We start from the raw sequence: 19,156 nt of genomic DNA on the forward strand, positions 1-19,156 counted from the left end.
GTCAATCGTTTTTTCGCAGCCAGTCAAGCAATTCGGCAAACTCCGGCGGCAGCGGCGCTTCGAATTCCAAATACTCGCCGCTTCTTGGATGGCGGAAGCCGAGCACCCCGGCGTGAAGCGCCTGGCCGTCGATGGCGAGCGTTTTTTTCGGCCCGTATTGCGGGTCGCCAGCGAGCGGGTAGCCGATGTATTTCATATGGACGCGAATTTGGTGCGTCCGCCCCGTTTCCAGCTGGCACTCCACATACGTATAATGGCGAAACCGCTCGAGCACGCGGAAATGGGTGACGGCTTCTTTCCCATTTTCCTCGGTGACGGCCATTTTTTTTCGGTCGCGTTTGTCGCGGCCGATCGGCGCGTCGATCGTCCCGTAATCATGCGGAATGACGCCGTGGACGATCGCCTTGTAGCGGCGCGTCACCGTTTTGTTCACCAGCTGCTCGACGAGCGAGCGGTGGGCGGCGTCGTTTTTCGCCACCATCAACAGCCCTGATGTATCTTTGTCAATGCGATGGACGATGCCGGGGCGAAGCACGCCGTTGATCCCGGACAAGTCGCGGCAATGGGCGAGAAGCGCGTTCACAAGCGTGCCGCGCATATGCCCCGGCGCCGGGTGGACGACCATGCCGCGCGGTTTGTTGACGACAAGGACGTCTTCATCTTCGTAATAAATGTCAAGCGGAATCGGCTCCGGCTCAACCTCGAGCGGCTCCGGCTCCGGCGGTGAAACGGCGACAGCGTCGCCCGCCTCGCATTTGTAGTTCGCCTTGACCGTCTCGCCATTGACGGTCACAAGCCCGCTTTTGATCCATTGCTGCACTTGCGAACGCGACCATTCCTCATTTAACGCCGCGATCACTTTATCAATTCGTTCGCCGTCATATTCGTCTTCGATGTGAAACGTGATCGTGTCCATCTACTCATTCCCTTTCTCTGGTGTCGCGAAAAAAAACATATGGACAAACAGCAAGATGACGCCGACCGTCAACGCCGAATCGGCGACATTGAACACTGGAAAACTGTACGTGCCAATATGCGTATGGATAAAGTCAACCACTTCTTTCCGGAACACACGGTCGATAAAGTTGCCGACCGCCCCGCCGAGCATCAGCCCAAGCCCTACGCCCGCCAGACGTTCAGAAGGCTTCAGGCGGCGGATGTAGATCACGATCGCCGCCACAACAATGACCGTAATCAAATAAAAGAGCCAAAACTGCCCTTCGAGCATCCCCCACGCCGCGCCGCGGTTGCGGTGCGACGTAATGTAAAGCACATTGTCAATGATCGGGATGCTTTCCCCAAGCCGCATATAGCGGACGACAAGCCATTTCGTCCATTGATCGAGGATGACGACCGCCGCTGCAATCCAATAGTATGCCACCGTGCCAAGTCCCCCTGTCCTTCTCATTCATCCTTTTTGCATTGTAGCATAATTCGCCATGGCAAACAAATGAAGCGGCAAAAAGGAGTCAGTCAAGACTTTATGGAGAGCTTTTTTCGATTTTTCGATTTACGGCGGCCATCTCAATTAGCCATGATAAAAAGGAGAAACGACTTCCCACTTCCTGACCATGGAAGCGGCAAGAGGAGTGTGCGGCCGGGTGCACTAAACGAACGGACATCGTTCCATAGAAGCTCCCCATTCCCACATTCAGCCGATGGCTTCCAATTCGTTTACCAAAACTCCCGTCCAATCAAAATGGCGGCGATCACAATGCCCGCCCCCAGCCACATCATGGGGAGAAGGAGGGACAGCGAATCCGCCGGCGCTTGAAACAAAAACAGATGCGGCCACGGGGATTGATCGTATGGGGATTGAGGCAAAAAAACATCAAAACCCCAGAAAATGCGAGTATGAAAATAGTTTCGGCTTTTAAGCGGAACGTCATTCTTGAAATGAACACCCATTTCATATGGAATGCCCTCTCTAATCATGAATTTGAAATGTTTGTAAAATTCAATGGCAATAAAAAAAAAAAAAAAAAGAAGATGTCAACCTTTTACATGGAAATTCACAGTATATTCACAAATAATAGGAAAATTGCGCTATAAACATCATGATTTTAAGCAAACGTGTGGTCGAAGATGATGGAGTAAATGCGACGGAGGCTCATGAGACACGGAGTTTGACAGAATTGGTTCAACTATAGAATTGATTCAACTACAGAATTGAATTTATACACTGCAACATTCTGCACTTTTTCTTGACAAAAACAACCCCCCCTGATCCCTTTGCGTTTTTTACACCATCGTTTTGGGTTTTTTCTTTCCTCCACCAAAAGCAAGCGGCAAGGCCGCCCCAAGGCAGCCTGCCGCTTTTCGTTACGCGGAATAATGTTCATTCACGATATGTGCGCAGCGCGGGCAAAGCGTCGGATGCGACGGATCGGCGCCGACTTCTTTCGTCACCGTCCAGCACCGTTCGCACGTCTCGCCTTCCGCCGGGCGGACGAGGACGGCCACGTGGTCGAGCCGCTCGGCTTCGGCCGGCGCGGCGTCATACGGCTCATCGGCAACGGAAAACGCGGAAACGATGAGAAGCTGGCGCAAGTCGGCATCAAGCGACGCCAACAGCTTCCGCGCCTCGTCTTTCGGGTAGACGGTGACGCTCGCGGTCAGCGATTTGCCGATCACTTTTTCATTGCGCGCGTTCTCGAGCGCTTTTAACATGTCATCGCGCACGTCCATAAACGCATCCCATTTCGAAAGCAGCGCTTCTTCGCCGTCGATCGCGATCGGCTCCGGCATATCGGTGAGCTGGATGCTTTCGACGTTTTCTCTCCGGTTCGGGATATGCTCCCACACTTCATCGGCGGTATGCGGCAAAATCGGCGCAATCAGCTTCGCCAATGCGACGACCGTTTCATACAATACGGTCTGCACGGCGCGGCGGGCGCGGGAATTGGCTGCTTCGATGTACAAAATGTCTTTCGCCATATCCAAGTAAAACGCGCTCAGCTCGACGGTGCAAAAATGGTTCATCTCATGGTACACCGCGGCGAAATCGTAACGGTCATACGCCTTTTTCACTTTGGCGATCAGCTTGTTCAACTTCGCCAGCATGTAGCGGTCGACTTCGCCCAGCTCCTCAACCGGCACGGCGTTTTCGTTCGGGTCAAAATCGAACAAGTTGCCGAGCATAAACCGGAACGTGTTGCGGATTTTCCGGTACACTTCCGACACTTGTTTTAAAATATGATCGGAGATGCGCACGTCCGCTTGGTAGTCGACCGACGCGACCCAAAGCCGCAAAATGTCGGCGCCAAACTGCTCCATTACTTTCGCCGGCACGACGACGTTGCCGAGCGACTTGCTCATTTTCCGCCCTTCGCCGTCCAAGACAAAGCCGTGGCTCAACACGCCTTTGTACGGCGCTTTGCCGGTGACGGCAACGGCGGTGGACAGCGATGAGTTGAACCAGCCGCGGTATTGGTCGGATCCTTCCAAGTACAGATCAGCCGGGCGCGCGAGATCGTCGCGTTCGACCAACACGGCTTGGTGCGACGAACCGGAGTCAAACCAGACGTCCATAATGTCCGTTTCTTTCGTAAAGATGCCGTTCGGGCTCGACGGATGGGTGAATCCTTCCGGCAGCAAGTCTTTCGCCTCGCGCTCAAACCAGACGTTCGACCCGTATTGGCGGAACAAGTTCGACACATGCTCGATCGTTTCATCGGTGATGATCGGTTCGCCGTTTTCGCCGTAAAAAACCGGAATCGGCACGCCCCAGGCGCGCTGGCGGGAAATGCACCAGTCGCCGCGGTCGCGCACCATGTTGTGGATGCGGATTTCCCCCCATTCCGGAATCCATTTCGTTTCTTTGATCGCTTGAAGCAGCTCACTGCGGATTTTATCAATCGACGCAAACCATTGCGTCGTCGCCCGGAAAATCGTCGGCTGCTTCGTCCGCCAGTCGTGCGGATACGAGTGGGTGATAAACCCGAGCTTCAAGAGCGCTCCGACTTCCTCAAGCTTCTGTGTAATCGCCTTGTTGGCGTCTTCGTAAAACATTCCTTCAAACCCCGGCGCTTCACTCGTCATATAGCCGCGTTCATCAACCGGGCAAAGGACCGGAAGCCCATATCTTTGTCCGACGAGAAAATCGTCTTCCCCGTGGCCCGGCGCCGTATGGACGCAACCGGTGCCGGCATCGGTCGTGACGTGCTCGCCGCAGACGACAAGCGAGTCGCGCTCATAAAACGGATGTTTCGCCTCGACGTATTCAAGCTCTTTTCCTTTGACCGTTTTGACAACCGACCATGCGTCCCAGCCGATTTCGTTCGCCACCGACTCGACAAGGGCAGCGGCGACGACGTATTTTTGCCCGTTTGTTTCCACGACATGGTAGTCCAGCTCCGGATGGACGGCGATCGCCAAATTCGCCGGAATCGTCCACGGCGTCGTCGTCCAAATGACGATTCGCTCATCCCCCTCAAGCACGCCTTTGCCGTCTTTCACTGGGAAGGCGACATAAATCGACGGCGAACGCTTGTCTTTATATTCGATTTCTGCCTCGGCGAGCGCCGATTCGCTTGACGGGGACCAATAGACCGGCTTCAACCCTTTGTAAATGAGCCCTTTTTTCGCCATTTCGCCGAACACTTTAATTTGCTGGGCTTCGTACTCCGGCTTGAGCGTAATGTACGGGTTGTCCCAGTCGCCGCGCACGCCGAGCCGCTTGAACTGCCGGCGCTGGTTGTCGATTTGTTCATACGCGTATTGCTCGCACAACTTGCGAAACTCGGCGACGCTCATCGATTTGCGGTCGACGCCTTGCTTCGCGAGGGCCGTTTCAATCGGCAGGCCGTGCGTATCCCAGCCCGGCACGTACGGCGCGCAATAGCCGCTCATGGATTTGTAGCGGACGATGATATCTTTTAAAATTTTGTTCAGCGCATGGCCCATATGAATGTCGCCGTTGGCATACGGCGGGCCGTCATGCAGCACGAACAGCGGCCGTCCTTTCGTCCGCTCCTGCACTTTCCGGTAAATGTCCATTTCCTCCCATTTTTTTTGCATTTCCGGCTCCCGCTTCGGCAAGTTGCCGCGCATCGGGAACTCGGTTTGCGGCATAAGCAGCGTCTCTTTGTAGTCCATCTTCGCTCCTCCTCTGGCATCAAATCAAATAAAAAACCGTTCTCCCCCGGCAAGGGACGAGAACGGTCTCGCGGTACCACCCTTCTTGGCCATGCAAACGACGCACAGCCCACTTTTCATTCGTAACGGGAATGACGCGCCATGGCCTACTGGATGTTCGGCATGGAACTCCAGGGTGATGTTCACTCTTGCGCCGATGCCGGGCTTCCACCATCCCCGGCTCGCTGCGACCGGTCGTACAAGAGCTACTGTCCCTTTCATCGTCGATGGCTGTTTCGCTATTCATCCTGAAAAAAGCCAACCGCCTCCCACGACGGCTGGTGCGGCGATTTTTGCCAATGATTATAACCGAAACGACTTCCGCTCGTCAAGGCTGTGACAGCGGTTCTTTCGCCCCTTCTTCTAAATCCGGCGTCTCATACTCCATCAACTCGTCCCAATCGCGGCTGTTGATCATATCAAGCTGCGCCTCGACCAACATGCGGAAACGGGCGCGGAACACTTTCGACTGCCGCTTCAGCTCCTCGATCTCGAGGGCGATTTTCCGCGATTTCGCCAATGCATCGCTGATGATGCGCTCGGCGTTTTTTTCCGCCTCTTTAATGATCAGCTTCGCCTCTTTTTGCGCATTCCGCTTCACTTCTTCTGCTGCTTCTTGAGCAACAAGAATCGACTTATTGAGCGTCTCTTCAATGTTCGCAAAGTAGTTCAGTTTTTCCGTCAGTTCGGCCACTTTTTCTTCCAGCTGCTTTTTTTCACGGATGAGCATTTCATAGTCTTTAATGACTTGATCGAGAAACTCGTTCACTTCGTCTTCATCGTACCCGCGAAACCCGCGGCTGAATTCCTTGTTGTGAATATCCAATGGCGTCAACGGCACAACGGCCACCTCCGTCTCCATCATTCCTTTTCTTCACTTTCATTCGACACGGTTTGCCGAGTTCCTGCCGTCATTTGCTTATTTTTGTCGGCCGATCTGAACGAGCCAGCGCTCTTTTTTTGTCGGCCCTTCCACCGAAAACAGCTTGCAGCGGCCAAAACCGCGCGCCGACAGGACATCGCCCGGTCCGCAGAGGAAATCCGGCTTGTCCACCACCTTCCAGTTGACTTTGACAAGCCCGCTTTCAACAAGCGCACGCGCTTTCTCGCGCGCAAGGCGAAACGCCTGAGCGAGCACAGCATCGAGCCTTAGAGAAGACACCGTGATCGTTCCTTCCTCCCACGTTTCGGCAAGCGGCATGGCTGCCGACAACGGAAGGGGCTCAAGCGCAACCGGAGCTTTGCCGATCGTTTCGACATGCAAGCGGACGTAGTCGGCGACTTCAGCAGCAACAAAAAACTGAATTTCCCCATCCCGAACAAGAATATCGCCAAACTTGCCGCGCCGCAAGCCAAGCGACATCAGCGCCCCCAACACGTCGCGATGTTCAAGGGAAACGAATTTCGCCGGATAGCGGACGGCAAACAGGACAATGCCATAATCCTCCTCCACAGGATCGATATACGGCGGAGCGAGAAACGCCCGCTTCCGCTCAACAAACGGGGCGCCGCCGAAAAAGAACGCGCGCACATCTTCCGCGCCGCCGGCGATGCTTTGCACGATTTGCTGCTCGCGCGGATCGAGAAAATCGGTCAGCTTCGGAGCGTACTGACGGCTCACCATCTCCTTCCACTCGAGCACTTGATCAATGAACGGATGTTCCTCTTTGCGAAAATGCTGATACAGCTCCACTCGACGTCACCTTGCTTTCATGGAAGAAAGGAACCCACAACGGATTCCTCTCTGCGAGTTCCGCCCTTCCGCCTTTTTGCCTGCCGGACGGAGAGCGGCGGCGCCGTATGCGCAAAACGAAGCTAAAACTGCGACTGAAGAATGTCGAACAGGGCGTGAAGCCCTCTCGTCGCGAATTCAAGAACGATAAACGCGACGATTGGGGAGACGTCAATGATGCCAAGCGGCGGAATGACCCGCCGAAACGGCTCCAAATACGGCTCGCAAATAGCGGCCAACATCTGTCCGAACCGCGTTTCGCGCGCATTGGGAAACCACGACATTAAAATATAAATGATCAGCGCATACGAGTACACTTGAATCACTGTCGTCAAAAACGTGAGTACATAATCCAACAGCTACCACCTCTTCATCGGTCTGTCATCCTCGCCGTCGAGCGAAATCGAGCCGCTGACGTCGACGTTTTCCGGGGTGCATAAAAAAATTTTTGTGCCGACTTGCTGAATGTCGCCGCCAATGGCGTACACCGTGCCGCTTAAAAAGTCGACGATCCGCTTCGCCTGCTCATGCTGGATGCGCTGCAAGTTGACGATGACCGCGCGCCGGCTTTTCAAATGGTCGGCGATCTCCTGCGCCTCCGCATACACCCGCGGCTCAGCAAGCACGACTTTCGCCGATTTTTGCACACTTTGCAGGCTGACGACATTCGCCTTGCCTGCCGTCTTCAACGGCGCCTCCTCTTCCGGCTGCGGCGCTTCATATTCTTCATCATAGTCTTCGTAGTCTTCTTCTAAAAAGTAATCGCGAAATTTTTTCATCAACCCCATCCGGTTTCACCTCCTACAATGATCCAACAAGCGCGCTGCCGATGCGCACAAACGTCGCTCCTTCCTCGATGGCGATCGTGTAGTCGTTTGACATGCCCATTGACAGTTCGGTGCATGGCGCATGGGCCATTCCCAACGCCTGAACGCGTTCCCTGAGCATCCGCAATTGGCGAAAGCAAGCGCGCAATATCGCTTCGTCGTCGGTGTGCGGCGCCATCGTCATCAATCCGACGACCTCAATGTGCGAAAATGAGCGGAGCTGTTCAATAAACGGAACCGTTTCGTCGGGAGCGAGCCCGTGTTTGGTCGCTTCGCCCGATACGTTCACTTGCACAAAACATTTTACCGGCCGCGCCGCCCGCTTTTCGATTTCTTTCGCGAGCGACAAGCGGTCGAGCGAATGAATGTAATCGACTTTATCAATAATGTCTTTGACTTTGCGCGACTGAAGCGTCCCAATGAAATGCCACACCGCTCGATCCCTGATCCGTTCATACTTTTCAAGCAGCTGGTCGGCGCGGTTTTCGCCGAGATCGGCAATGCCGGCGTCAAGCACCTCGAGCGCCCGCTTTGCATCCACATATTTGGTGACCGCCACGATGCGCACGCCGGCCGGATCGCGGCCGACGCGAGCGCAGGCCGCCTCGATTTCTCGGCGAATGGCCGCCAAGTTGTCGCGCACCGTCATGTCCATTCCTCCCTTCGGCCAATGAACGCCAACATCCTTCCGGTCGTTCCGCGGTCGCGGCGGTGGGAAAAAAACAACGCTTCCTCACAGCTTGTACAGCGTTCCGACACATAAATATGGCTGTTCGGAACGCCAGCCGCGAGCAACTGAAGCCGGTTGGCTTCCTTTAAGTCGAGCGCATATTGCCCTGGGCTTGTTTCCCGCCATGGCAGGGGGCTTTCCGGAGGAAGCGTCGGGCGCAGACTGTCCACAACCCGGTCGTCAACCGTATAACAGCACGGACCGATGGCAGGTCCGATGGCAACATAGATGTCGCTCGGCGCGATGTGTTCGCGCGTTTGCCAAAGCCGCACCATGTGACCAGCGATGCCGCCGGCCGTTCCCCGCCACCCAGCATGAGCAAGGCCGACTAACCCAGCAGATGGCGCCACAAAATAAATGGGCACACAATCGGCAAAACAAAGCGCGAGCAACACCTCTGCTTCGTCCGTATACAGCCCATCGACCCCTAAAACTGCCGTGGCGAAATCTTGAGCCCCGTTCCCTCGGTCGCTTTTCGTCACTTTCTGAATGTCAGCGCCATGCACTTGTTCGCAACATACCCATCGCTCAAGCGGGAATGCAAGCCATTCCGCCAAACGCCGGCGGTTGTTGACGACATCCGTACGATCATCGCCGACATGCAGTCCCATATTCAACGAGGCGAACGGCCCTTTGCTCTCCCCGCCATGTTTCGTCGTCAATCCAGCGACGGCTCCAGCAAACGGAGGCGCCCCGCAACGGAGCCAGCCGCGGGCTTCTTGTTGAAAAATGTCCGACATTCGCGTCAACCCTCACGGTGCTTTTTGTAGTTTTTTATCACTTTTTTTCCTATTTTATCATAGTTTGTTTGTCCGTGATAACCTTTATTTGCGATTTTGTCGAAACATTGCTGTCAACCCTAGGCCATCCTCGGGATTCAATCCGTATCATGAAGGCGGACTAAAATCACATCGGCTCCAATTTTGACGATGTTCTGCCATGGAATGACGACCGCCTCTTCGCGGCCGAACAGCCCGAGCATCTTTCCGGCGCCTAAAATAATGAGTGAGCGGATTTTTCCAGTATCTAAATCAATATCAATGTCCCCAATATTGCCAAGCTTCTTCCCATTGGCTACATTGACGACATCTTTCGTCTGAAATTCGGAAATTCTCATCACGGTTTTCTCCCCGCCTTTCCTCTCCCTCTTTTTCATCTATATGACACCGAATGAGCAGTTATGTGCCAAAGAAAAAGGCTGCCACCTGCAGCCTGTCACACTTGGATGTTTTTATTCATTTGCCGGATCGCCGCTTTTTCGAGCCTGGACACTTGCGCTTGGGAAATGCCGATTTCCTCGGCCACTTCCATTTGTGTCTTTCCTTGGAAAAAGCGTTTGCGGATGATCATTTTTTCCCGCTCATTCAACCGCCGAAGCCCTTCCTTCAAGGCGATTTCTTCGATCCATTGGCTGTCGCGGTTGCGCTCGTCGCTCAGCTGGTCCATCACATAAATCGGGTCGCCGCCGTCGTTGTATATCGGCTCAAACAACGAAACAGGATCTTGAATGGCATCGAGGGCAAAAACCACTTCCTCATGGGCGACGCCGAGTTCTTTGGCAATTTCCTCGGTTGACGGTTCTTTCGCCGTCTCGCTCATGAGCCGCTCCCGCACTTGCAACGCTTTGTAGGCGATGTCGCGCAGCGAGCGCGAAACGCGGATCGGGTTGTTGTCGCGCAAATAGCGGCGGATTTCGCCGATGATCATCGGCACTGCGTAAGTGGAAAACTTCACGTTTTGATTGAGGTCAAAATTATCAATCGATTTCATAAGTCCGATGCAGCCGACTTGAAACAAATCATCGACAAATTCGCCTCGGTTGTTGAAGCGCTGAATGACGCTCAACACGAGGCGCAAGTTGCCGTTTACTAATTTCTCTCTCGCCTCCAAATCCCCCTCATGCATCCGGCGAAACAGTTCACGCATTTCCTCATTTTTGAGGACGGGAAGCTTCGAAGTGTCTACGCCGCAAATCTCGACTTTGTTCCTCGTCAAGTTGTTCCCTCCCATCAGGAGATGCTAAGTCGTCAGTTTTCAGTATCTCCTTGGAAGGGAAAAATATGCACAGCCTGTCCGACGCGGAAAAAGCGGCGGAATTTCGCTCCCGCCGCCCGCTACATCATTTTATTGAATTCTTTGCGCAACCGTTTAATGATCCGCTTCTCGAGCCGCGATATGTACGATTGCGAAATGCCGAGCAAATCAGCGACGTCTTTTTGCGTCTTTTCTTCGCCGCCGGAGAGGCCAAAGCGCAATTCCATAATTTGCTTCTCGCGGTCGCTCAGCTGGCGCAAGGCGTTTAAGAGCAAGCGCCGGTCGACATCCGCCTCCAAATCTTTCGTAATCACGTCGTCTTCCGTTCCCAACACGTCGGAAAGCAACAGCTCGTTGCCGTCCCAGTCGATATTGAGCGGTTCGTCAAACGACACTTCCGCCCGCACTTTGTTGTTGCGGCGCAAATACATTAAAATTTCGTTTTCAATGCAGCGCGACGCGTATGTCGCCAGCTTGATCTTCTTTTCCGGGTTGAACGTGTTGACCGCCTTAATGAGGCCGATCGTTCCAATGCTGATCAAATCTTCAATGTGAATGCCAGTGTTTTCAAACTTGCGCGCAATGTAGACGACAAGACGCAAATTGCGTTCGATCAAAAGCGATCTCGCCGTGTCATCGCCGGCGGCGAGCCTGGCGATCAGCTGCTCCTCTTCTTCCTTTGTCAGCGGCGGCGGGAGCGCTTCGCTGCCTCCGATATAATAAATTTCATCCGCCTTCAAGCCGAGCTTGGCCAAAAGCTTATACAGCCAGTACATGAAACGAAGTTTCCACTTTTTCATGAAAATCCCCCTTCTAAACGGATCAAAAGCGAGTATGATATACTAACAAACCCTATGAAGCAGTCAGCTTCCTTCCCGCCTGCACCATTTTCGGATGGACGATGCAGTCGTACTCCCCATCCGTCGACAGCGGATCAGCGCTTAACGCCACAAGCCCTTGCACTACTTCCAACCATTCGTTTTCATATCGAAGCATAATGCAGTCTGGCTTGACCGCCGCCATCATTTGTGAACCGCTGCCGACCACGCGGTACGGAATGAGACGGAGGCGATGGACCCACCGCTCCGGCGGGGAAGCCAGCATCATGGGAGCGCTGAGGCAACCCAATAGCTCTTCCGGAAGCACGGCCTTCGCTTTTTCCTGTTCGACTACCATCACCGGTGTTTTGGTCAACGGATCGACGAGCTGATTGCCGCTGTCAATCAAGCCGCGCAGCATCAGCGGCCGCCCGTCCCATACGATCTTGACCTCAATGATATGTTCAAACCGCAGTTTTTTTTCGCGAATCGTCTCCACCCTTCGGCGGGAAAAAAGCCATAAAGCCGGAAACCCGATGACAACAAACAGCCAGCTGACCGGATCGCCCGCCCCGGGATGATGCATGAGGAGCATTCCTTGGCGGACGGACAGTTGGTGCGCGAAAAAATAATGAACCGCCAGCATGCCGCCGCCGACAGCGAACGTAGCAAAGTAAAACGCCAGCATGTTCTCAAGCAAATAGCGCGGGCGCTTAAAGCCGAAGGCGGCCCACACGATCAATACGGAAACGGCTGCTTTCATCAACGGGTGCTGGGCGATGGCGGAAAACGGGGTAAACAGCAGCACAACGAGCAGCGAACCGATCAACGCCCCGGCCAACAGGCGCCACCAGACGATCGGCCGCTTGAGCATGAGCGCCGTCAGCCAAAGAAGCAACGCGTCAAAACAGACATTCAACAACCAAATGACATCGAGATAGACGACCAACCGTCAAGCCCCTCCCCCCGCCCACATCGGCTTTGTCTGAAACAAGTATATAGCACTTTGTGGGGGAAAGTCTGTCAATCGGTGGCAGTGAAAAAGGGGATGTTTTGTCAAAACAGGGAGAACGACGGCGGATCAAATCGGCCGGCACGAAAGCCTAGCCTGCGTTCTCTTTTTCGCCCTTTCGTTGCGAGAGAGCGGGCGGCCAACGCGAGAAAGTTTTTGGTCCTAATCGGAAAAGCGAGGCTGTCTCAAAAGATCGTCTGTCTTTAAGAGAGATACAATATATTGTTTCACCAAAGTGCTTCGTGTACGTCCGTGCATGCATCTTGTGATGAAGAAAGGGTGTCCCGTTGCTTTTGGGACACCCTCGTTTCGCCATCTAGCGGCGGCGGTTGCGGTTGCGCAGGAAAGCGGGAATGTCAAGCGGATCTTCTGCTTGCCCCGAGCGGAGCGCCGCATAGTCTTGCATCGGCTCTTCACGCTTTTCCCGCTTCGGCCCCGGCGTCACTTTCGGCGCCGTCCCGATGCCGACGCGCGGCGGCCGCGGCTGCGAAGCGACGTTTTCGTTGAATCCGGTCGCAATGACCGTCACGATGATCTCGTCCTTTAAGTTCTCATTAATAACGGAGCCGAAGATCATGTTCACTTCTTGGTCGGCCGCCGAAGCGACGATGTCGGCAGCCTCCTGTACTTCGTACAAACTTAAGTTCATGCCGCCGGTGATGTTCATGAGCACCCCTTGCGCGCCGTCGATCGACGTCTCCAACAGCGGGCTGGAAATGGCTTTTTTTGCTGCCTCAGCCGCTCGGTTTTCGCCGCTGGCGATGCCAATCCCCATCAATGCCGAACCTTTATTCGACATGATCGTCTTCACATCAGCGAAGTCAAGGTTGATCAGCCCCGGCACGGCGATCAAATCGGAAATGCCTTGCACCCCTTGGCGCAGCACATTGTCCGCTTCGCGGAACGCCTCAAGCATCGGCGTATTTTTGTCGACAATCTCAAGCAACCGGTCGTTCGGAATGACGATGAGCGTATCGACCGCCTCTTTCATGGCGGCGATGCCGCTTGCGGCCTGCGTCGCCCGCTTCCGCCCCTCAAACGTAAACGGGCGTGTAACAACGCCAACCGTAAGCGCCCCTAACTCGCGCGCAATTTGGGCGATGACAGGCGCCGCCCCAGTTCCCGTGCCGCCGCCCATGCCAGCGGTGACAAACACCATATCGGCGCCGCGAAGCGCTTCTTCAATTTGCTCTTTGCTCTCCTCAGCTGCTTTTTTTCCAACTTCTGGGTTAGCCCCCGCACCCAAGCCGCGTGTCAGCTTCGCGCCGATTTGCAGCTTGATCGGCGCCTTCGACAAGTTGAGCGCCTGTGCATCCGTATTGACCGCAATAAACTCTACACCTTGCACCCCATGCTCAATCATCCGATTGACGGCGTTGTTGCCGCCGCCCCCGACTCCAATCACCTTGATCGTTGCCAACTGATCGACTGTTGTCTCAAACTCCAACATGGCCAAATCCTCCTAAAATTTCAATCTCTATTCAAAGAAAGAACCGAAAAATTTCTTGACCTTCTTCCCAAAATGGTCTTCTTTCTTTTTCGGTTTCGACTGCTGTTTTGGCGAGGAGCGCTCGACCGGCTCCACCGCAGCGGCAACCGGGACCGTTTTTCCTTGCAGCTGCGCCTGCCGGTAGGCGAACTTGAGCAAGCCAACACCGATCGTATACTGCGGGTCGCGCACACCGATATAATCCGGCATGGCAATGCGGACGCTCGTCCCTAAAACGACGTGGGCCAGCTCAAGCAGCCCTGGCATATTGGCAACACCGCCGGTCAGCACATAGCCGCCGGGGAGATCGCGAAACCCGAGACGACGCACTTCCTGCTGAACCATTTGCAAAATTTCTTCCAGTCTCGCCTCAATAATATCGGCGATCTCCAGCTGGCTGAACTGCTGGTGTTGATCGGTGCCCATGATCGGCACGCTGAATACTTCTTCCTCCGAAGCGTAGTCGTAAAATGCATGTCCGTGCTTCAGTTTGATTTTTTCGGCATCGTCCGTTGTCGTCCGCAATCCGATAGCCAAGTCTTTCGTAATGTGCTCCCCGCCGACCGGCAGAGAAGAGACAGCTTGCAACGTCCCTTGCTCAAAGACAGCGACCGTTGTCGAGCCGCCTCCTAGGTCAACGAGCGCCGCCCCCAAATGCCGTTCGTCATCGGACAGCACGAGGGAACCGGCCGCCAGCGGCTGAAGACAAATATCGCTGATTTCCAAGCCTGCCCGCTCCACACAGCGAAGGAGATTATGTAATACCGTCTTCGCACCCGTCACCATAGTGCCTTCCATTTCCAAGCGGACGCCGAGCATGCCGCGCGGATCATGAATGCCGTCCAACCCGTCGACGATAAACTGGCGCGGAACGACGCCGATGATTTCCCGATCGGGAGGAATCGAGACGACTTGCGCGGCATCGATGACGCGGGCGACATCTTCATCGCTGATTTCCCGGTTTTCGCTCGCGACGGCGACAATGCCGTGGCAGTCATGGAGCTGAATATGGCTGCCGGCCACCCCGACGATCACACGGCGGATCGATAAACCGACCATCCGCTCCGCTTGCTCGACGGCTCGTCTGATCGACTGCACCGTTTTATCTATATCAACAATCGCCCCTTTTTTGAGCCCTTCCGCTTTGACATTGCCCACCCCGATAATATTGATGGAGCTGCCTAGCATTTCCCCGATGATGACTTTCACGCTCGATGTTCCGACATCCAGGCTAACGACGATCTCATTGCTGCTCATTTTTTGGCATCTGCCTACTAAAAACGCGCCGGTGCCGGCCGGCGTTTCAGTAAGCAGCGACACCTCCTTTTTCGGCTGAAATTTCCCATCTCTTTGTCTATTGGTCTATGTCTAGTTTGCGAGTTTCGCAACAATACGATATTTTGTTTTACCCCATATAATTCAACACGCGAAAACACTTTCCCTGTCTTTAGCCTAACTTTTTTCGCGATTGTACCGCCGCTTGGCCCACTCGGCAAGCCAAAGGCGGCGGATGATGGCAATGTTTTGAAACAAGCGGACGCCGAAGGCGAACACAGCCGCTAAATACAAGTCTACACCAAGATGCACCCCAAGAAAAGTTAAAGTTGCGGCCAGAACAATGTTGAAAAAAAACCCGGTTATAAATACGGTTTCGTCGTACGTCCGCTGCAGGTAGGCGCGCCATCCTCCGATTAATGTATCAAAGGCGGCCAAAATGGCAATCGACAAATAATGGGAATATTCATCGGGAACTTCCCAGCCAGCGAGAACCCCGATGGCAAACCCAAGAAGCAATCCGAGAAGCGGAAGCCACATGCTATTTCTCCTCCTTGCCGCCGTTTTCTGTCTCCATGTATTTCACATCAGGGCGGCTAGCCGCGGGCGGAATGACAACGAGCGGCTGGGGCTTGGATATGGACAGCTCCAAGTTTTCCACGGCGAAATCATCGCGGATCGGCGAAACGGCGAGTCCGCTGTACAACTTGTCCGCATCATCGGCGATGGCTCTCACTTCGACTGGCAGCCTCACGGAGCGGCTCCCGACTTTCGTTGCGCCATTGACATCGCGAATGGCCGTCCGGTTCGTCAGTCGCTCACCGTCGATGGCGATTTCTTTCGCCCCGTATTTGTTCAACTCATTCACTAACCGTTGCAATAGCTCGGGCGATACGGTGGCAACGGCCGGACCAACGTAGCCGGCCGCCGAAAGCGGCGCGATCGTCAACACGAGACCGCTTCCTCTCACTTCTGTCAGCCCTGCTTCTTCCCTCAGCTTTGCGACTGTCGCTTCAAGCTCTGTCGCGCCGCCCGCCTCGTGTTCCCGTCGGTAGCGGCGCAATGTTTCCTCGTAACTCTCTAGCTCCTCAAGCAGCCGTTGTTCAAGCTTCTGCTCTTTTGTCAAATCGGCGCGCAACTCCCAAATGTCGCGCGTGTCGCGTCCTTCCGGATGCAGCGTCGTCCGAAACCCGACGGCGAGCATCATACCGAATATGGCAGCTACGCCGGCAAAATAGAATCGATGTTTCCGTTCCAATGCGCTTTATCGCCCCTTTCCGCCCGTTTTACGGCTCGGGCGCAAACACCGGATCCAACACGATCGCTCCTTGTTTTTCCACTTTTACGTCGATATGGTCTTCGGCAAGTTCGTCGACGATGCCGCCGGGAAGTTCTAGAGCGGACATGAGCACGTTCGGATTGCCAATGGCCGAAATGACAAACGGAGCGGCATGCTGCGTTCCATCGACCTCAATGACTGGGCCGTTGCAGACGATGTATGAACGGTGGGAAATGCGCTGCCCATTAATCGCGACCGCTTCGGCGCCGGAAATGAGCAACTCGTGAACAACTTTCCATACGTGCTGTTCGTGAACGATATAATTGGTAGCGCTCGTTTCAGAGGGGATATAAGAGGAATCGGAAAGGGTGACTGCTACACCTTTCCCTTTCACCCTCGCTTTTCCGACATGCATGCGCAGCTGTTCCGCTTCTTTTGCCAATCCGGCCTCGTTCTCCTGTTCCTTGGCCAGCTTCTTCTCCCATGCAGCCAGCTCCTCCTGCTTTTTGACAAGCTGCTGCTTGAGCGACCGGTTTTCTTTTTGCAAAGCAAGAAGCGCCGAGCGATACTCGTACTCTTTTTTCCACTCGCTGTCGCTCCATTCGCGGCGGGATGCTTCATTTTTCGCATGTTGGTATGAGAACCCGAGCATGGCGCCGAAGATGAAGCAGATCAACGTCAGCAGGAGGCGGCTACGGGCTTGTCGTTTCATCGCCATCCTCCTTTTTCGGCGGGGAGTAAGGAACAAAATAGCTGCCGACTTCCAAATGAATGACTCCTTTGACGTTTCGGTCAAGCGCGGCGACAATCGCTGGATAATGCGACAGCTTGTCCGCAAATTGCCGGATGGTCGCGCTTACTTCATAACCATCATTCATGTAGACGATGACACGGTCTTCATATTCCTTCGTCGGCTTGTAGTGAATTTCCGACATGGCGCCCAGCACGGCCGCGGGCAGTTCGGCGAGCTGCCCCGTCATTTCCGCAATGGCGTCGCCGTCTTTCCAGCCGACAAGCACCGGCGCATCGCTCGGCGCCGTCTTCGTCCCTTCCTGCTTTAACAGCCGCCCGTTTTCAAGCAACGGAAAAAACGTTTGCCGGTCATACACATAAGCGATTCGCCGCCATTCACGGACGTGGATGGCGATCGTGTTCGGCAGCTGTTTTTCCACAGTTGCCTCCTTAATTTCTGGATGGCGAGTGAGCTTTTCTTCTACGTTTTGTCCATTCACTTTCCAAAAGCTTGTCCGCTTCGTAATGCCGCTTAAGCTGATGATGCGCTCCGCTGTGAGATGACGGTTGCCGCTCACTTCCACATGCCCGACAGCGCCAAGCGGCGACTCAAAGTAAAGGACGCACAAAATAAATAGAAAAAAGAAAGATAAGTACGCAATGAGCCGGCGGTTCGCTTTCTGGCGGCGCCGCTCCTTCAGTTTCGGCACGCGGTCCTCCAGGACGACGACTTTTCCCTTTTCCATCGCATTCCCCGCTTTCTTCTTCAACGCCCGCGCTGAAACGACCGGTATAAAAACAAACGGCATCCGCTGCCGTTTCTTTGTTTTTGCACTTATTTTCATTATATCACAAATGAATGTAAGAGAGAGCCTGTTTTTATCGCATTTGCCGGCACCGTTCGACGATGGGCTGCGTTCGAGAGACGCCAAAAAAACGGCGGGCATCCGCCGCTTGCCTAATACCGGGCATGCCTGCTGATATTAAGCAGCACGCCGACGGCCATCAGCATCAACGTCAGTGACGATCCGCCGTAGCTTAAAAACGGGAGCGTGATGCCGGTAACGGGCATCAGTCCCGTCACAACGCCGATATTGATCATCACTTGAATCGCGATCATCGAAATAATGCCAAGCGCCAAAAAACTTCCGTACAAGTCAGGGGCGCCAAGGGCAATGCGCACGCCGCGCCAAAGAAGAAGGGCAAAGAGCAAAAGAACGAGCGAACCGCCGATAAAGCCCAGCTCTTCGGCTAAAATGGCGAAAATAAAATCGGTTTGCGGCTCCGGCAAGTAAAAAAACTTTTGTCGGCTCTGTCCGAGCCCAAGGCCGAACAAGCCGCCCGGCCCAATGGCGTACAGCGACTGGATGATTTGAAATCCGCTTCCAAGTGGATCTTCCCATGGGTTTAAAAACGATGTAATCCGCTTGATTCGATAGGGAGCCGACAGGATGAGGGCGGCAAGCCCAGCGAGCCCCAAAACGCCAAGCCCGGCAAAATGGCTGAGCCGAGCGCCGGCGACGAAAATCATCGTCACGCACGTCCCAACCATAACAATGCCCGTCCCTAAGTCCGGCTGCAGCATAATCATGCCGAACGCGGCAAACACAAGCAAAAGCGCTGGCAGCAATCCTTGTTTAAACGACGTAATCTTCTTTTGGTTTTCCGCTAAATATTTGGCCAAAAACGCGATCATCGCCAGCTTCATAAACTCGGACGGCTGGATCGAAAACGCTCCGACGCCGATCCAGCTGCGCGACCCGTTGCGAACCATGCCGATGCCGGGAATGAGCACAAGAACGAGCAACACAAAACAGACGCCAAGCAACACTTTCGACCAGTCGCGCCACACCCAATAATCGATGTTCATGACAACAAACATCGCGATCATGCCCACGCCCGCAAACAATAGCTGGCGCTTGGCGAAGAAAAACGAATCGTTGAATTTGTATTCCGCCCAAATGGCGCTCGCGCTGTACACCATAATAAGTCCGATGGCCAAGAGCGAAAACGTCAAAATAATGAGCAAAAAATCTGGCGCAGACTTTTTCCGCGGCAATGTCCAACACCTCTATTTTGTAAACTAGAGGGA

General features: G+C 54.3%; 20 protein-coding genes and 1 other annotated feature. All 20 genes read right to left on the reverse strand.

Annotated features, from left to right (window positions below; all coding sequences use genetic code 11):
• Position 1: 1 nt before the first annotated feature.
• Positions 2-916 carry an RluA family pseudouridine synthase gene (locus tag B9L19_RS12725; protein WP_025951021.1) on the reverse strand — a complete coding sequence of 305 codons (915 nt, stop codon included), beginning with the start codon at positions 914-916 and terminating at the stop codon, positions 2-4.
• On the reverse strand, positions 917-1,408 hold the full coding sequence (gene lspA / locus B9L19_RS12730) for a signal peptidase II (RefSeq protein WP_081804156.1): 492 nt from the start codon (positions 1,406-1,408) through the stop codon (positions 917-919).
• Positions 1,409-2,322: 914 nt separating this feature from the next.
• Positions 2,323-5,097 carry an isoleucine--tRNA ligase gene (gene ileS, locus B9L19_RS12740; protein WP_047753381.1) on the reverse strand — a complete coding sequence of 925 codons (2,775 nt, stop codon included), beginning with the start codon at positions 5,095-5,097 and terminating at the stop codon, positions 2,323-2,325.
• A 49-nt stretch (positions 5,098-5,146) separates the two neighbouring features.
• Positions 5,147-5,367, reverse strand: a binding site (T-box leader).
• Positions 5,368-5,464: 97 nt separating this feature from the next.
• A complete protein-coding gene (locus B9L19_RS12745) occupies positions 5,465-5,977 on the reverse strand; it encodes a DivIVA domain-containing protein (RefSeq protein WP_025949776.1) in 513 nt (170 codons plus the stop codon).
• Positions 5,978-6,055: 78 nt separating this feature from the next.
• Positions 6,056-6,829: a YlmH family RNA-binding protein gene (locus B9L19_RS12750; protein ID WP_025949775.1), complete on the reverse strand. Its 774-nt coding sequence runs from the start codon at positions 6,827-6,829 to the stop codon at positions 6,056-6,058.
• A 122-nt stretch (positions 6,830-6,951) separates the two neighbouring features.
• Positions 6,952-7,224 carry a YggT family protein gene (locus B9L19_RS12755; RefSeq protein WP_011230633.1) on the reverse strand — a complete coding sequence of 91 codons (273 nt, stop codon included), beginning with the start codon at positions 7,222-7,224 and terminating at the stop codon, positions 6,952-6,954.
• A gap of 3 nt (positions 7,225-7,227) precedes the next feature.
• The gene (locus B9L19_RS12760; RefSeq protein WP_025949774.1) at positions 7,228-7,656 is read right to left on the reverse strand and encodes a cell division protein SepF; all 429 of its coding nucleotides are present in this window, start codon (positions 7,654-7,656) and stop codon (positions 7,228-7,230) included.
• Between the two features lie 13 nt (positions 7,657-7,669).
• Entirely contained in the window at positions 7,670-8,344 is a 675-nt protein-coding gene (locus B9L19_RS12765; protein WP_025949773.1) for a YggS family pyridoxal phosphate-dependent enzyme, read from the reverse strand.
• Positions 8,341-9,165, reverse strand: coding sequence for a peptidoglycan editing factor PgeF (pgeF, locus tag B9L19_RS12770; RefSeq protein WP_025949772.1), 825 nt, complete (start codon positions 9,163-9,165; stop codon positions 8,341-8,343). Before pgeF ends, B9L19_RS12765 begins: the two co-directional genes overlap by 4 nt.
• Positions 9,166-9,302: 137 nt before the next feature.
• Entirely contained in the window at positions 9,303-9,545 is a 243-nt protein-coding gene (locus tag B9L19_RS12775; protein ID WP_013145837.1) for a YlmC/YmxH family sporulation protein, read from the reverse strand.
• Between the two features lie 95 nt (positions 9,546-9,640).
• A complete protein-coding gene (gene sigG, locus B9L19_RS12780; protein ID WP_011230628.1) occupies positions 9,641-10,420 on the reverse strand; it encodes an RNA polymerase sporulation sigma factor SigG in 780 nt (259 codons plus the stop codon).
• Between the two features lie 119 nt (positions 10,421-10,539).
• A complete protein-coding gene (gene sigE, locus B9L19_RS12785; protein ID WP_025949771.1) occupies positions 10,540-11,259 on the reverse strand; it encodes an RNA polymerase sporulation sigma factor SigE in 720 nt (239 codons plus the stop codon).
• A 52-nt stretch (positions 11,260-11,311) separates the two neighbouring features.
• The gene (spoIIGA, locus tag B9L19_RS12790) at positions 11,312-12,226 is read right to left on the reverse strand and encodes a sigma-E processing peptidase SpoIIGA (RefSeq protein WP_047753382.1); all 915 of its coding nucleotides are present in this window, start codon (positions 12,224-12,226) and stop codon (positions 11,312-11,314) included.
• Between the two features lie 379 nt (positions 12,227-12,605).
• Positions 12,606-13,739: a cell division protein FtsZ gene (gene ftsZ, locus B9L19_RS12795; RefSeq protein WP_047753383.1), complete on the reverse strand. Its 1,134-nt coding sequence runs from the start codon at positions 13,737-13,739 to the stop codon at positions 12,606-12,608.
• Between the two features lie 27 nt (positions 13,740-13,766).
• Positions 13,767-15,035, reverse strand: coding sequence for a cell division protein FtsA (ftsA, locus tag B9L19_RS12800; protein ID WP_025949768.1), 1,269 nt, complete (start codon positions 15,033-15,035; stop codon positions 13,767-13,769).
• Between the two features lie 195 nt (positions 15,036-15,230).
• A complete protein-coding gene (locus tag B9L19_RS12805; RefSeq protein ID WP_025949767.1) occupies positions 15,231-15,593 on the reverse strand; it encodes a small basic family protein in 363 nt (120 codons plus the stop codon).
• A gap of 1 nt (position 15,594) precedes the next feature.
• Entirely contained in the window at positions 15,595-16,311 is a 717-nt protein-coding gene (locus B9L19_RS12810) for a DUF881 domain-containing protein (RefSeq protein ID WP_025949766.1), read from the reverse strand.
• A gap of 28 nt (positions 16,312-16,339) precedes the next feature.
• Entirely contained in the window at positions 16,340-17,044 is a 705-nt protein-coding gene (locus B9L19_RS12815; protein WP_025949765.1) for a DUF881 domain-containing protein, read from the reverse strand.
• Positions 17,025-17,810: a cell division protein DivIB gene (divIB, locus tag B9L19_RS12820; RefSeq protein WP_198527174.1), complete on the reverse strand. Its 786-nt coding sequence runs from the start codon at positions 17,808-17,810 to the stop codon at positions 17,025-17,027. The genes B9L19_RS12815 and divIB overlap by 20 nt, the downstream gene beginning before the upstream one ends.
• Before the next feature lie 212 nt (positions 17,811-18,022).
• The gene (gene spoVE / locus B9L19_RS12825) at positions 18,023-19,123 is read right to left on the reverse strand and encodes a stage V sporulation protein E (protein WP_025949763.1); all 1,101 of its coding nucleotides are present in this window, start codon (positions 19,121-19,123) and stop codon (positions 18,023-18,025) included.
• Positions 19,124-19,156 lie beyond the last annotated feature (33 nt).

Origin of the sequence: Geobacillus thermocatenulatus (assembly GCF_002217655.1) — a bacterium.
GTDB lineage: Bacteria > Bacillota > Bacilli > Bacillales > Anoxybacillaceae > Geobacillus > Geobacillus thermocatenulatus.

Bases quoted from the DNA above. Each gene is read 5' to 3' on its own strand.
- B9L19_RS12725 (WP_025951021.1), bottom strand. From the start codon at position 916: ATGGACACGATCACGTTTCACATCGAAGACGAATATGACGGCGAACGA.
- lspA (WP_081804156.1), bottom strand. From the start codon at position 1,408: ATGAGAAGGACAGGGGGACTTGGCACGGTGGCATACTATTGGATTGCA.
- ileS (WP_047753381.1), bottom strand. From the start codon at position 5,097: ATGGACTACAAAGAGACGCTGCTTATGCCGCAAACCGAGTTCCCGATG.
- B9L19_RS12760 (WP_025949774.1), bottom strand. From the start codon at position 7,656: ATGGGGTTGATGAAAAAATTTCGCGATTACTTTTTAGAAGAAGACTAC.
- B9L19_RS12765 (WP_025949773.1), bottom strand. From the start codon at position 8,344: ATGACGGTGCGCGACAACTTGGCGGCCATTCGCCGAGAAATCGAGGCG.
- pgeF (WP_025949772.1), bottom strand. From the start codon at position 9,165: ATGTCGGACATTTTTCAACAAGAAGCCCGCGGCTGGCTCCGTTGCGGG.
- sigE (WP_025949771.1), bottom strand. From the start codon at position 11,259: ATGAAAAAGTGGAAACTTCGTTTCATGTACTGGCTGTATAAGCTTTTG.
- ftsZ (WP_047753383.1), bottom strand. From the start codon at position 13,739: ATGTTGGAGTTTGAGACAACAGTCGATCAGTTGGCAACGATCAAGGTG.
- ftsA (WP_025949768.1), bottom strand. From the start codon at position 15,035: ATGAGCAGCAATGAGATCGTCGTTAGCCTGGATGTCGGAACATCGAGC.
- B9L19_RS12805 (WP_025949767.1), bottom strand. From the start codon at position 15,593: ATGTGGCTTCCGCTTCTCGGATTGCTTCTTGGGTTTGCCATCGGGGTT.
- B9L19_RS12815 (WP_025949765.1), bottom strand. From the start codon at position 17,044: ATGAAACGACAAGCCCGTAGCCGCCTCCTGCTGACGTTGATCTGCTTC.
- divIB (WP_198527174.1), bottom strand. From the start codon at position 17,810: ATGGAAAAGGGAAAAGTCGTCGTCCTGGAGGACCGCGTGCCGAAACTG.